Genomic DNA, 13,556 nt, shown 5'->3' on the forward strand with positions numbered 1-13,556 from the left:
GCTCAGATTCTTAAATGTGGTCCTGACACACATTTAAAAACCTTTACCTAAAAGCTTAATAGTTAGCATCAACTTATGTGTAATGATCTAAACAACGTACCCATGAAAATTCGTCACCTATTTTTATTGACCCTACTGAGTTCCACGCCATCACTGGCGCAATTGGCGTTCGTGCTGCCCATGAGCAATTCCACGATTCGCCCCTCCTATGCCATCCAGGTGAGCCATAGCAAAACCACCCACATTATTTTCCCTTATGAGATTCGGTATGCCGATCTGGGCAGTAAAGACATCGCCGGGGAAGCCGTTGAGAAGGCTAGCAACGTCTTTCGACTAAAGGCCCTGGGGCAGAATCCATTCATGGAAACCAACCTGACAGTGGTGACGGCCGACGGTCGGCTATTTAGCTTCCTGATCACCTATAAAGACCAACCCGATGCGGTCACGTATGATCTGACCAAAGTGCTGCTTGATGGTGATGTATCCAAATCGGCTAAGGTAAGCGCCGGGTCACAGGCCCGGTTAGCAGACAACCTCAACCGTCAAGGTGAGCTGGCTATGCATAGCCGACGGAAGATTCGGCATGTTGGTTACAAAGCCCAGGGCATGAATCTGTACCTGAAGAATATCCTCTACAAGGATGATGTCATGTACGTGGTACTAGGCATGGAGAATGACTCCAAGCTCGATTATGGCATTGATTACCTGCGCACGTATGTCATGCAGATGAAGAAAGCCGGGGAGAGCTCAGCTACGCAGGATGTGCCAGTTGATCCAATCAAAGTATTTGATGCCAGTGAGATGGTAATCCCTCGGCATGATGAACTGATCAAGGTAATCGCCATCGAGCGCCTGACACTGGAAAAAGACCGTCGGCTCGTGGTTCAGGTAGGCGAAGAGAGTGGAGGTCGTCAGTTGGCAATTTCAATTGGTCCTGAAGAATTAGCAACTGCCCGTCCCCTATGAAATACCTATTCATTACACTTTGGCTCATGAGCCTGCTGTGCCTGGCTAAGACTTCCAGCGCACAGATTCACCAAGCCGGGCAATCAACCATTGAACTGTCGGCGGGCCTCGTCGATGGTTTCAAGCTGCCCGGTCAGGACAATTTCGGTGTTTTCGGTGGTCTGTCTTACAGCAAATACAAATCACTGAATTCTTACTGGAAAGGCACAGTACACCTCAATCAGAAATTCTATGCCTATGACAAAGCCTTTGTACCGGTATCTCAATGGCTGGGAGAAACAACCTACTTCACGAAGGTCATGGGGCTGATCAACCGATCCTGGGTACTCAATGTCGGTGGCGGTGTTGCGGGTGGTTACGAGTCGATCAATCAGGATCGGGATGAAGTGCAGGGAGCGAGTTTAATGAACCGATCGGAATGGGTTGTAGGGCCTACGCTGGCCATCGAAGGCGAATACATCTTATCGGGTCGCACAATACTGGTTTTGCGCGCGCAGGAGTACTATCTATTTCGCTCCAATATCATCCCTACCCGCTTCAATCTGGGTGTAGGGATCAAATTCATTCTTGACACAGACTCGGAATACAAATGAGAAAGCTATTTTACCTCGGATTGACCACATTGGCCATGGGCTGCCAGTCGGAATCGTTAGATATTCGGGCTAATTACCGGATCCGGTTGCAGGCATCCTTTCCCGGTGCCACATTGAAGGCTCATCAGCGCTATGCGTTGCCACTGGAGCTACTGACTGACTCGTATTACTCTGAGTATGGCTATCAGCTTCAATTCTATCAGGAATCGGGTCTCGGTCGACTGGATAAGGGTAGCGACGCTGAATCCTTACCCGTGCTGCAGAAAGTAGGCGTTAGTCTGCCTTTGGGTAAGTCAGCCTGGCAGTACACTCCGGAAGCTGCCGGCGCTTCTCAAATCGTTTTGATTGCCCAGCAGGAGCGGGGCTACACCCAGCCAGATACCGTTCGATTAAACTTTACTGTAGTTCCCTAATAGAGCCCCATCAACATCATTGTCTGTATGATCAAGTTAATAAATCGACTTTTCAATCGAACCAACCTTGGTTCGATTGAAAAGCCTTCCGAATCCGCTCTAGAATTGTTCCAAGGCATTCTCATAACAGGATTGCCTAGTAAGGGTAAGTCAGTCGTTACCAAACGCCTTTCCGGCAATCAACCGTAAACCAGACAGTCATGAAATTCTTTTTTCTCCCCATTCTCATCCTCTTCACACTGGTTAGCTCGCTGGCCAGTGGGCAGGGCGCGGCCGACGTACTCAACATTGCTTTGAAGGGTGATGCCAATACCGAGCAGGCGGCCAAACTGGAACTGATCCGTATCCTGCAGGAGCGACTTAATAAGCTCACGGTAGCCCAGCTTAATTCCAGAGTAATCGTGTCAACTGGAGTGAAGAACTACTACAAGGTTGATGAAATTCTTAGGATGCACGATAAGATGCGGATTTTCCGCTCTGAACTGATGACAGAATCCTCAGCACTAGCCAGATCTAATCCAGGCTTCGTAGATGCTATTAAAATGTACCAATTACAATACACTGAGGCTATGGGTACGGCCAGTGCGCTTAAGGACCAAACGAAGGTTCTTATTGCCGATGGTAAACCAATCATTCTCCCGCCAATGCCTACGTTCAGCGTGACACCGGCTGCCTCCACGGATGATGTAGTTGGCGGTTTTGCTCAAACCATGCAGGGTATTATGAGTAGTTTCGGCATAAAGAGTCAGGACGATATCAACAATTTACCGGCCGATAAAAAAGCCGCTTTTCAAAGCGCTGTTGATGCGGCAAAGGCTGATTTTGAAAAGAACATGTCTGAATCGCTCAAATCGACCACAAAACAATCCTTGACATTATTGGGTAATGTGGTTGGTACCATGTTTGGCGTACCTGGCGCGGGAACGTTGATTGCTGGCATTGCCAGTGGGGGAGGAGCGGGTGCTATATCAGGTCTGGTAGGTTCTATCGTTGATAAGTTTGTGATTCCTGACAACTACTATGATTCAGAAACACTAAAGCTTACCGACGCTGAACGCTTAAAGTTGATCGATGAGCTTCATACGCGGATGTCTGAAACGTTTCAGAAGGGAATGGCTCTTCGAGCAAACATGAATTCTGAAGTGAGGAAACGTTATGACAACATTAGTCAACCTCGCAACGACATGATTTTATACGGACCTAAAAAGTAATGCCCGTCAAAGGGTTGGAAAGGGAAATGAAACGATACTCGCTTTACGTCATTGTTCTGGCTTTAGTTGCTGGCCTTTGGGCCTGCAGGGGTAAGGATCCGGACCCTCAGGCACAATTGCCGGGTTACTTACGCATACCGGCTACCCTAACAGGTTATGAAGGTTCTGGCCTAATAACGGTTGATGGGGCCTTATCCTTAAGAGCCGAGGGCCCGGAAGTCCAAAACGCAACCAATAAAACGTATACTGGCGTTCTGGGCAGCATCAATAGCGGGTTCAAGGCTAATTTTACAGTTGGCCAACCGTTGCCCTATAAACAAAATGGCACGGTGCCGGACGAGTATCAGTCTAATGGTCAGTTGGTGCTGATCAACACCATTGATGTAGGTACCTATCCGATGGGATTCGAAAGTAAGCCAACCCCGATCGGAGCTGCGGCTGACCTAACGTTAAACTTGCCCGGCCCCCAGCTGTATACAGCCAGGCTTGGCACAATTACCATTACTGAATCAACGCTGATCAAGAGTGAGGGGGGTAGTAGCCTCTACCGCATCCAGGGTAGCTTTCAGACGGCCCTATTCGGCATAGGTGTTGGTGCACCCTCAGATAAAGACTACAATGTTACTGGCACATTTGACCTGCTACTGCGCAACTAGTCCAGACATTTTACATAGAAAGTAATATAGCCCTGGTCAGACAGATCAGGGCTTCTGTTTTTATAAAATATCGCTTACCTCTTCACTTGGAACTTGGCTTCCGCCTGTTTCGGGAAACACCCCATTTATAGAGCAGATATACAAAGGCTATATTGTCTCATATGGGAGCATTATTGTGAGACGATTATTTTACTGACTATCAATTGTAGCGTCTGACCGTCACCATTGCCGGCCAGTTAGTAACACACGTCTGTCTACTCGTTTGGTTAACCAATCGATCCTTTTGTAGTCCCCTTTTCAGGAACCAAGCCTAAGACGTAGACCAATAGAAATTAGTTGTCCTACGCTTTAGAAAGACAGCTAATCGTGTCAGGGGTTCTGTCAGGTTCCTACTACAGTCGTTTTATGGTTTTTTATCGATGGGCGCTTTACCGCTTACTGACCGCTCTATTGCTCGCCTTTGCCACTCGTGGGGCTAAGGCACAGGCTCCCCCAACAGGGCCGCATTTCGTGGGGGCTTCGGTCCTCGATTCTTCTTACGTGCCTGGGAATGATTTCTATCAGTACGCCAATGGCCAATGGATGAAGCGCACGACGATTCCACCTGAGGGGTACCGTTCAGCCATGACCGAGTTAATCATTCAGAACGACTCCTTGTTGAGCGACTTGATCCGGGATGTGATAGCTGGTCAGTATAACCACACCCAAGCCGGGCGATTGCTCTATGCATTTTACAGCAGCGGGGTAGACTCCTTACTCAGTCCCCAAAATAGTAAACGCTCCTTAAAACGGCACTTGAACCTGATTCGACAGGTGCGGACTAAATCGGATTTACAACATTACCTAGCCAATCAACTCGAAATGCCATCTAATCGGCTGATGGGCCTCTATGCCGTCGATGATGTCGACACCACTCGAATTGTGCAAGCCGTATTAGGCCAAGCCGGATTGAATAGACCTCTAAAATACTATCAGCTTAACCTACTCGGTCAGCCAGCGGTCCAGCAAGCGTATTTGCATTTTTTGGCCAGTATTTGGACCTATTTAGGCTATAGCATGACAACCGCCCACCAAAACGCAGGCCGCGTACTAGCCGTTGAAAAACAGCTTGCGGCTTATTGTGATTCGACTAAATCGACGCATCGGCTCCGCTATGCTCAGTTGGTCGACTTATTTCCTAATCTGCCCTGGCGACAAATTTTTAACCGGTTTGCCATCCCGCATGAGCTACTTATCTCGGTGGAGCACCCCCGCTACTACGCTGGTTTAAATAAGCTGCTGGTGAGTATCCCCTTAGCCGATTGGAAACTAAAGTTAGCGGCCGATTTTGTGCTGTATAACATGGCTTATCTAGGCCCTCAGATGGCCCGAACTCACTACAACTATGTTCAAAGAACGTTGTGGAGAAGTCAAACGCCTTATAGTCCCAAGCGCCAAGTGATGGATCTGATGACGGATTATTACGACGCGTATAGTTTAGCGGATCTACTGGGTGATTTATATGCCCGTAACTCGCTGGGCCAATCTGATAAAGCCAAGATATACCGGATCGCTAATGGGATTAAAGCGGTTTTCACGGCTCGGCTGAAGGCTATAGATTGGCTGGCTCCCCAGACCAAACAACTGGCTATCAAAAAGATCCAAACGCTAATCGTCAAGATTGGCTATCCAGACACGCTGGCCTCAATGCGTTTGAAGTTCACTAAGGATAACTACCTGGCCAATTATCACCAACTTTTTAGGCTGAAAAGGGGCCAGTATTTACAAGCGATTGGCAAAGCTAAAGACCGAACGGCTTGGCGTCGTCCCCCTTGGAGCATCGCCAGCTCGTACGAGCCCGACTATAATGGGTTTATTATTGCGGCTGGCAGTTTGAAACCTCCTTTCTATTTTTCGGGGGGTGAGGATGCGCTGAATTATGGGGCCATTGGCACGCTGATTGGCCACGAGCTGTCCCACGCCCTAGACAACTTAGGCAAAAACTACGATGTGTATGGAACGAAACGAGAGTGGTGGACGGGGGATGACTCGATACGGTTTAGCCAAAAAATTAGCCCCCTCATCAAGCAGTACAATGGCTACAGGGTGTTGGCCAATATTCCGATCGATGGTACCAATACTGTAGGCGAAACGATGGCGGACTTGACCGGTCTTCTGGCTAGCTACGAAGCATTTCAGCAAACGGACCAATACCGCGCGGGTAAGCCGCTAGAGGGGCTGACGCCCACTCAACGATTTATCGTAGCGTTTGCTCAGCAATGGCGGGCTAGCTATACCGATAAAGCTCTGAAGGAAACCGTTCAAACCGACGTTCACCCACCCGAATCCATTCGAGTCAATGGAAGCTTGAGCAATTTTCCCCCTTTTTATGAGAGTTTTCCGGTTCGGTCTGGCGACCAACTCTACCGCAGCGAATCAGTAAGGATAAAAGTATGGTAAGCGAGCTTGTCGTGCTTCGTTAGGTCGACTTGTTGGTTGCCGGAACCGCTAGCCAATCATTCCATCGAGTTAGAAAACTATATAGACTCCAAGGATAAAGAGGTGGCCAAAAGCTTCAACGTCTTACTTAATGGAGCCTTTATGTAAGACAGCGCTTTTTCTATAAGCTATCTTACACGATCAATAGCATACGGTCTAAAATACGGACGTTATCTGCTACATCAGCCAGTCATACTAGAGGATCGCCAGGCTCCCTCTTGCGCTTAAGCGGGCAGATACACACTGAAGGTAGCGCCTTGACCGGGTTGGCTAGTGGCCATAATCGCCCCGCCATGATTGGTCACTACGCGTTGGCAAATGGCCAGCCCAATGCCCGTACCCACATACTCGCTCTTGCCATGTAAGCGCTGGAAGACCTGAAAGATGCGGTCCCGGTACTGCTCATCAAAACCGATCCCGTTATCCATCACCGCAATCTGGTGGTAGGCCATAGCTGACCGGGCGGGCTTGAGACCGGCAGGCAACTGATGGGCCGCCACCTGGCTGGCCTTAACGACAATATGGGGAGTCACCCCTGTACGCCGAAACTTAAGCGCATTGGTCAGCAGATTTTGAAACAGTTGACCCAGCTGCGAAGCATTGCCCTGTACAGTAGGTAGGGGGTCAATACTCACCTGAGCGCCCGTTTCCTGGATGCTCATCTCGACCATGGTCAACACGTGCTCAAGGACCTCATCCAGGGACACCGGGCCGCTGGCATCCCGCTGGGTAGCAATGCGTGAGAAGTCCAACAGGTCTTTGATCAGGGTGGACATGCGTCTGGCCGCGGACTGCATCCGCTCCAGGTAGGCTAGCTCATCCCCTACCGAACCCGTGTAACGACTCTTGAGCAGGTCGCCAAACGACTGGATCTTTCGTAAGGGTTCCTGCAAGTCATGAGAGGCAATGAAAGCGAACTGTTGCAGGTTCTCGTTGGAGCGTTGCAGGTCCTGATTGGCCAGCTGCAACTGGTGGGTCTGCTGGGCTACCCGCTGTTCGAGGAGTTCATGACTCAGTTTGTGCTGGGTAATGTCCACCACCATGCCCACAAAGCGGGTAGCCGCACCCTGCTGGTCAAAGTAAGCCTGCCCCTGCGCACGAATCCAGCGTAACTGGCCGTCAGTTAAGCCCACGGTGCGGTACTCGATGGAGTAAAAACCCGACTGGTGGCCTTGCAGGGCGGCTTGAACGACGGCATCGGTTCGCTCCCGGTCATCGGGATGCACCCCTTGCAGAAACAGCGGATAACTGACGCTGGCCTGGGGCGGTAAGCCAAATAAGGCTTTGCATTGATCCGACCAGATCAGCTCGCCCGTGGCGGGGTTAAGGTCCCAAGTGCCCATCTCAGTGGATTCGATGGCCATCTGTAACCGCTGCTGGGTGATCTTTAATTCATGAATGTCGGTAACCGAGCCCACAAAGCCCAGAAAGTTCCCTTGGGCGTCAAAACGGGGGCGGCCCGTATCTTTCATCCAGCGGTAGGTGCCGTCGGCGGCTCGTAGCCGATAGTCCAGTGCGAAGGGTTGCCGGGCCTGGTTGGCGGCCAGAAAGATAGCGCCCGCTGGCTGAGCGTCGTCGGGATGGACCGCCCTCAGCCAGCCTATGCCCAAAGCCTCCAGCTGGATTTGTCCGGTGTAGTCGTACCAGCGCTGGTTGAGGAACACACAGCTAGCGTCGGGTTGGGTGACCCAAATCATCACCGGCAAATCGTCGGCCAGGGGCAGGAGCTGGTCTAAATTGGTTGGGTTGGGTAGTGCAGATGGCATGCTGGAAGGCGCTATATGACACGAATATCATTTGATTTGAGGGAATCTGGGGTCGTATCTTACTGGAAAACTTCACCCGGGCAAAGTACATTGATTAAGTTGAGAGCCGATCGGCTGAGTTCATCGGCTGCCGGTTGAGTTCCATAGACCTAATACGGTCCAGAATTTTGGGCAAGGCGGCAAGGCGCAAGGGGGGGCAGATAATTTTAACGGGGAAACCCTTTTATCAGCTCCTTCGTTTGTCGTTTCTCTAAAAAACGTCCGACCCCAGAAGTAGATACATGAACGCCTCTTAGTCTCACTGGGGAAGGTATTTTGAGAATATACTACATGTCGCTTGATTTGTAACAGGGTAGGGACTATCCTACTTGACTTGCCAAAGCACGAAAGTCCCTATCCTGTTATAACAGTTACTTGACGGCAAGTAATTCAAGCTGTTCGATCACAGGAGGCATACTCAGTAGCGTATCCGCATTGGCCAGCAACGCCTTCGCAATTTCACCGCTCAGGTGGGCTTGCCGGCCGTCTTCGGTGGCAAATGTGTCGAAAATACCAAACGTATTCTCATTGATCTTGAAGGCATACCAACGAAGGGTGCCCTCTTCCCGTTGAGCCATGGCCAGCGCTTCTTTCAAAAAGGTCTCGACAGTAGCTTCTTGGCCAGGTTTGGCTTGAACACGAGCCAGTAATGACAGTTTTTCCATGATATATGAGTTTAAAGGTTTGTAATACGTATGATCGTTAACAAGCGTACGACTTTGGTCCTACACTTTTAATTCATTCAAGACACGGGATAGGGTAAATTGATTGTGTCACTTGAAACGCCCGTTTGATGTGTCATGACAGGTTGGTATTTTGAGGTAAAATTGCACGCCACTAACATAGCAACCCCTTGTTTGGTCATGACCTCCTAGTAGTTTAACCTAACTACTTGTTTATCAGATATGGGTCTTACCGGCAAAACGGTGGGTCGCCCACGGGCCCCCGTTGCGGTGTGAGCCATCCAGTTGAACCGCCGAAGCAGCCGGACCAATAGGACACTAGGTGGAAGGTTACCCGAAACTAACTTGGTAGCGCATTAGGCATCAGGCAGCCTCATCCGGTAAATGGCATAGGGTGTGGTTCGTTTGTTTTCACCTTCATTGTAATCGGGTTGCTTATTGATCTGGGAGCAACTGATGTATAATTAATCATCCTCTGAAATAGAATAACTATCCGGCTATATTAGCCTTTCGTCTGCCACGAGGCCGCCAAAATAAGTAGCTAATAAATGTAGTTCACCGGCACAGAAAGCTGCTCACCTGATCGCAAGCGGCACCTTTTTGTGCGGTGGCGGAAAGGCCTGATCAAGTGTTGTCAGATCATTTTCAGTAAGGGTGATATCGAGGGCACGGCGATTTTCTTCTACATGTTTTGGTGTGCCCGATTTAGGGATTACAATAACCTTCTGGTGAAGCAGCCATGCCAAGGCCACCTGTGTCGGAGTGGCTTCATGTGCCCCTGCAACCAGGTTTAATGCTGGATGTTCGAGCATTTTCCTGCGGTCTTCGGGCGAATGTTCTAACGGCGAGTAGGCCATAACGGGAATGGCACGCTGACGGCACAAGGGCATCAAGTCGTATTCGATACCCCGGTTTGCAAGATTATACATAACCTGATCCGTCACTATTCCCTCGCTTCCGGTTGAATTCAATGCCTCCTTCATATCGGCTGTATCGAAATTGCTTACACCGTAATCAACAATATACCCCTGATCCCTGAGATACGTAAACCCCTCCAATGTATCATCAAGTGGTATTCCGCCACGCCAGTGCAACAGGTATAAGTTTAAGTAATTAGTCTTTAGCCGTTTGAGGCTTCGATGGCAGGCATCTATTACACCCTGCCTGGTGGCATGGTTTGGAAGTACCTTACTCACTAGGTAAACTTCTTTACGACGGCTTTCTATGGCTTGGCCTACCAGCTCTTCAGCGGCTCCATCGCCATACATTTCAGCCGTATCAATGAGCGTTAAGCCCAGATTTAAGCCCGTTTCAAGTGCGGCAAGTTCTGCTTTTCGCTTCGATGCTATTTCGCCCATCAGCCATGTGCCCTGACCGAATACAGGTATCGCTCTGCCTGACGGAAGCATCGTTGTTCGTATACCAACATTTGATGTTTTCATGTTTGCCTGTTTTGTGTTGTAAAGCGATGTAGCTGCCAATAGGGTTGTGCATAAGAACCTTTCAAAAATTTGATGTATTGTATGTTGAAATTGAATGTGCTGTTAAAGAACTAGTACTGCTCATGAAAATATTGTTATTGGTTTTACCGAATTAGACGACACACAACCTCAAACAGCTAATTGCACACTACGAAGCGTCGATGAGCAACCATAAATGATTTCGCCAGTGCGTATTATAACCTGAAAATCAGTAATTAGGCTATGATTCCGCACCTTGTAGTATTTCTAAACAAGCACCGGATGGATTCGCTAATGAAAAAGCCTGTAATGCCGCATTGGATCACCACAATTAACATTATCAATCAACAGGAAAGCCTGTATTTTTAATTTACAGGCTTTCCTGATTTATAAACCGCAGTATTCTGGGGTTTATGCAGTTACTGCCTCTCGTTCTTCTACTTGTTTTTTTGTGGCGCCTTGCTTACCCGGTTTTAAGATCACCTTAGTCCAGCCTCTGTCGCGGGCATCAAAATGCTTGTAACCGTCCGGTGCTTCTTCTAATGAAAGCTCATGAGAAATAATGACTGACGGCTTGGCTTTGCCTGATGATATCAAACTGCAAAGCTGACGGTTATAAGATTTAACGTTTGCCTGGCCTGTTGCAATACTTTGACCCTTCAACCAAAAATTGCCAAAGTCAAAATCCATGTGACCTTTTTTCGCAAGAGGGTCTTCTGCTTTTGGGTCTGGTGCAACATAAACACCTACTACACCAATGGAACCTGTGAACTTAACGGCTTGCACAAGTTCGTTCATGGTTATATTATTATGTTCGTGCCCGTGCTTATCACAACACTGGTAACCCACGCATTCGCAACCTCTGTCAGCTCCAACACCATCGGTTAATTCAAGGACCTGGTCAACTGCTGGTGCTTTTGAAAAGTCGATAGGTATACCACCCAATTCTTCGGCTAGTTTCAGCCTGTCTGGATGATCATCTACCACCATTATTTTGTTTGCACCTTTTATCCCAGCTGAAATTGTCGCCATTAAACCCACTGGCCCGGCACCATAAATTACCACATTATCTCCGGGCTTAACGCCTGCCAACTGGGTTGCATGAAAGCCGGTAGGGAAAATATCAGATAGCATTACGTAATCGTTTTCCTTCTCTTTGGCATCTTCGGGCAGTTTTAAGCAGTTAAAGTCCGCAAATGGCACCCGCAGGTATTCAGCCTGCCCTCCGTTATAGGGGCCCATTCCGGCAAAACCATAAGCGGCACCGGCAAACCCAGGGTTCATGGTTAAACAGAAGGCGGTGAGTCCACTTTCGCAATTCTTACAATGACCGCAACTAATATTAAAAGGCATACACACCATGTCACCGACTTTGATGTTAACTACTGCGTTACCTACCTCAATTACCTCCCCGAGATTTTCGTGGCCAAAAATACGTCCTTCTTCCATATTGGTTCTGCCTTCATACATATGCAGGTCCGAACCACAGATATTAGTCGTCGTGATCCTCACCAATACGTCCGTGGGCTGTTCAATCTTTGGGTCCGGCATCTCTGCTACTCTTACGTTTTTAGGGCCGTAATAAACTAATGCTTTCATAATACTATTTGATTAGGTGAACAATTTGTTTTAAAAGCTAAAAAGTCTCAAAGGCCATTCGGCAAGGGACAATCGATTACCCTTCCTGTCCCTTTTCCGGTCTAACCTGATTTGACGGGCCCCGCGAAAATTCATTGCTAACATAGCTACCTGTCGTTAAAGGTGATTGAACTACTCTACTGAAGACGTCAAGCTGTCATGCCGCCTTGACGCTAGCTTAAGCGCTTGCCCTTTTGGCAAAATGAGTCCAGCCGCGACAATGACGGGTTTAGAAACCTACCTGAGCGGTAAGTTAAAAAGGCGTAAAAACAACTGGTTTTTCCAGGATAAGACCCACGCTTGCCGAGCGAAGCGTTTGGGTTAGCCGAAGGGCGTGTCGTGTGGATCGGGCAAGCCCGTCAACACGATCTGTATCATTTATCCCTTTAGACTGAGCAACAGCAGACCATTTGGCGCTTGGTTAACAGACAGATAGTGTCTGCTGTAGACAAGCCCATTCACCTTGTCGCCACATGCAGAATGGTCATTCTGCGGTGTGGTCGTGCGTTGTTGTTCTGATAACCACCGCTATCAGCATGGTCTGGGCTGTACTAGCAAGTCCTGGTAACGATTTATGTAGCGTGAGATTCACCCACCTTTGTCAAACCGTCGACTTGTCTGGGACAACTTTTGTTTAACAAGAAAGTTAGAATCGAATCGAAAAAGTGAGGGTACGGTCGCATCTAAAAAAATGGACCGCGCCAGTGGGTAGGCGGACAAATGATCATTCAGGACGACAACCAATGAATGGCTGTCAGGCAATCAGCCGCCGATTCCCAGCCTGGTCTCAACCCTTGATGAAGCCCTTGGGCGTCAGGCTTAATCACTGGGAGCTCGCTTTATGGTTGAGCAGGCAAGATCGCTACATCCGGCAGGAGCGGTTCGTCCGGAGGAAGTGATCCCAACTGGGCCACCAGACGAAGGGAATGGATACGTTAACTCGTTATTCGTTCGACTTAACACTCGTTTAAGCAAGATGTTAAAAAAAAGGTTTTTTTATCGGACGGCACCTGTTTATTTCAGGCTATCAGCGCCCCGCCAGGCGTTCCGACGAATCCCCTTTCCCCATCTCCGGTATGACCACGTCCATTGAGACCCTTAATCGGCTCAAGCTACACGGTCTATGTAGGGCAATGCGAGAACTGAGGAGGCTATGAAGCCGATTCAATTTGTTGGTTACCCGTCCGTGCAGCGCGAATTTGATGTGCCACGCTATGATGCGGAGGCAACCACCAGCACCATTTCTGGCCCCATTGATCAACGGGAAGTTCTCTATTGGAAACCCCTCATGCAAACGGATAGTAAGGAGCACAGTCAGCTACATTTTTCCATGTCGGATGTAGTGCGAACGTTACGCGTGGTCATACAAGGCGTTACGGTCGATAGCCGCCCGGTGCTGTGCGTTCAGTTAGTTCGAGTACAATAAGGCCGTGATTAGTATCTCCTGAGACAGGTGTGAGCTTACATCTGTACTTCATTAAAAGACGTTTCTCCTTTCGGACCGATCTACGTAATGGTTGTAAAGTGAGAAACCGAATCGCGCATGAAAAAAGTACAATGTTAGTAGGACCACTATTTCTTAACCCCCCGAATTATAAGGCATCCCTCGTCTCATGAAGGAGCGTATTACGAGATTAAGTCAACTATTCTTTA

General features: G+C 48.8%; 11 protein-coding genes. 7 read left to right on the forward strand and 4 right to left on the reverse strand.

Translation table 11 applies throughout. The features are described from left to right. Window positions 1–102 precede the first annotated feature (102 nt). The 6 genes from traN to ACYVAM_RS28365 all read left to right on the forward strand — a co-directional run bounded on the left by traN (window position 103) and on the right by ACYVAM_RS28365 (window position 6,278). The gene (gene traN / locus ACYVAM_RS28340) at window positions 103–966 is read left to right on the forward strand and encodes a conjugative transposon protein TraN (protein ID WP_461073441.1); all 864 of its coding nucleotides are present in this window, start codon (window positions 103–105) and stop codon (window positions 964–966) included. Then, on the forward strand, window positions 963–1,559 hold the full coding sequence (locus tag ACYVAM_RS28345; RefSeq protein WP_461073443.1) for a conjugal transfer protein TraO: 597 nt from the start codon (window positions 963–965) through the stop codon (window positions 1,557–1,559). Before traN ends, ACYVAM_RS28345 begins: the two co-directional genes overlap by 4 nt. Next, window positions 1,556–1,972, forward strand: coding sequence for a hypothetical protein (locus ACYVAM_RS28350; RefSeq protein WP_461073445.1), 417 nt, complete (start codon window positions 1,556–1,558; stop codon window positions 1,970–1,972). Before ACYVAM_RS28345 ends, ACYVAM_RS28350 begins: the two co-directional genes overlap by 4 nt. Window positions 1,973–2,172: 200 nt before the next feature. After that, entirely contained in the window at window positions 2,173–3,183 is a 1,011-nt protein-coding gene (locus tag ACYVAM_RS28355) for a hypothetical protein (protein WP_461073447.1), read from the forward strand. A 26-nt stretch (window positions 3,184–3,209) separates the two neighbouring features. Continuing rightward, on the forward strand, window positions 3,210–3,839 hold the full coding sequence (locus ACYVAM_RS28360; protein ID WP_461073449.1) for a hypothetical protein: 630 nt from the start codon (window positions 3,210–3,212) through the stop codon (window positions 3,837–3,839). 405 nt (window positions 3,840–4,244) lie between these two features. Further along, complete coding sequence (locus ACYVAM_RS28365; protein ID WP_461073451.1) at window positions 4,245–6,278, forward strand: M13-type metalloendopeptidase; 2,034 nt, start codon at window positions 4,245–4,247, stop codon at window positions 6,276–6,278. 263 nt (window positions 6,279–6,541) lie between these two features. Here the strand turns inward: ACYVAM_RS28365 and ACYVAM_RS28370 are convergent, their stop codons facing one another. From ACYVAM_RS28370 to ACYVAM_RS28385, 4 genes are all read right to left on the reverse strand, one after another. Then, window positions 6,542–8,083 carry a sensor histidine kinase gene (locus ACYVAM_RS28370; protein ID WP_461073453.1) on the reverse strand — a complete coding sequence of 514 codons (1,542 nt, stop codon included), beginning with the start codon at window positions 8,081–8,083 and terminating at the stop codon, window positions 6,542–6,544. Window positions 8,084–8,493: 410 nt separating this feature from the next. Continuing rightward, window positions 8,494–8,787 (reverse strand): putative quinol monooxygenase, encoded by a 294-nt coding sequence (locus tag ACYVAM_RS28375; RefSeq protein WP_461073455.1) that lies wholly within the window; start codon window positions 8,785–8,787, stop codon window positions 8,494–8,496. A 593-nt stretch (window positions 8,788–9,380) separates the two neighbouring features. Next, complete coding sequence (locus ACYVAM_RS28380) at window positions 9,381–10,247, reverse strand: aldo/keto reductase (protein WP_461073457.1); 867 nt, start codon at window positions 10,245–10,247, stop codon at window positions 9,381–9,383. 429 nt (window positions 10,248–10,676) lie between these two features. Beyond that, entirely contained in the window at window positions 10,677–11,864 is a 1,188-nt protein-coding gene (locus ACYVAM_RS28385) for a glutathione-independent formaldehyde dehydrogenase (protein WP_461073459.1), read from the reverse strand. 1,192 nt (window positions 11,865–13,056) lie between these two features. Here ACYVAM_RS28385 and ACYVAM_RS28390 point away from each other — a divergent pair. Continuing rightward, window positions 13,057–13,329, forward strand: a complete 273-nt coding sequence (locus ACYVAM_RS28390; protein WP_461073461.1) for a hypothetical protein — start codon at window positions 13,057–13,059, stop codon at window positions 13,327–13,329. Window positions 13,330–13,556: the final 227 nt, after the last annotated feature.

It is taken from the genome of Spirosoma horti, assembly GCF_054776595.1.

Bases quoted from the DNA above. Each gene is read 5' to 3' on its own strand.
- traN (WP_461073441.1), top strand. From the start codon at position 103: ATGAAAATTCGTCACCTATTTTTATTGACCCTACTGAGTTCCACGCCA.
- ACYVAM_RS28345 (WP_461073443.1), top strand. From the start codon at position 963: ATGAAATACCTATTCATTACACTTTGGCTCATGAGCCTGCTGTGCCTG.
- ACYVAM_RS28350 (WP_461073445.1), top strand. From the start codon at position 1,556: ATGAGAAAGCTATTTTACCTCGGATTGACCACATTGGCCATGGGCTGC.
- ACYVAM_RS28355 (WP_461073447.1), top strand. From the start codon at position 2,173: ATGAAATTCTTTTTTCTCCCCATTCTCATCCTCTTCACACTGGTTAGC.
- ACYVAM_RS28360 (WP_461073449.1), top strand. From the start codon at position 3,210: ATGAAACGATACTCGCTTTACGTCATTGTTCTGGCTTTAGTTGCTGGC.
- ACYVAM_RS28365 (WP_461073451.1), top strand. From the start codon at position 4,245: ATGGTTTTTTATCGATGGGCGCTTTACCGCTTACTGACCGCTCTATTG.
- ACYVAM_RS28370 (WP_461073453.1), bottom strand. From the start codon at position 8,083: ATGCCATCTGCACTACCCAACCCAACCAATTTAGACCAGCTCCTGCCC.
- ACYVAM_RS28375 (WP_461073455.1), bottom strand. From the start codon at position 8,787: ATGGAAAAACTGTCATTACTGGCTCGTGTTCAAGCCAAACCTGGCCAA.
- ACYVAM_RS28380 (WP_461073457.1), bottom strand. From the start codon at position 10,247: ATGAAAACATCAAATGTTGGTATACGAACAACGATGCTTCCGTCAGGC.
- ACYVAM_RS28385 (WP_461073459.1), bottom strand. From the start codon at position 11,864: ATGAAAGCATTAGTTTATTACGGCCCTAAAAACGTAAGAGTAGCAGAG.
- ACYVAM_RS28390 (WP_461073461.1), top strand. From the start codon at position 13,057: ATGAAGCCGATTCAATTTGTTGGTTACCCGTCCGTGCAGCGCGAATTT.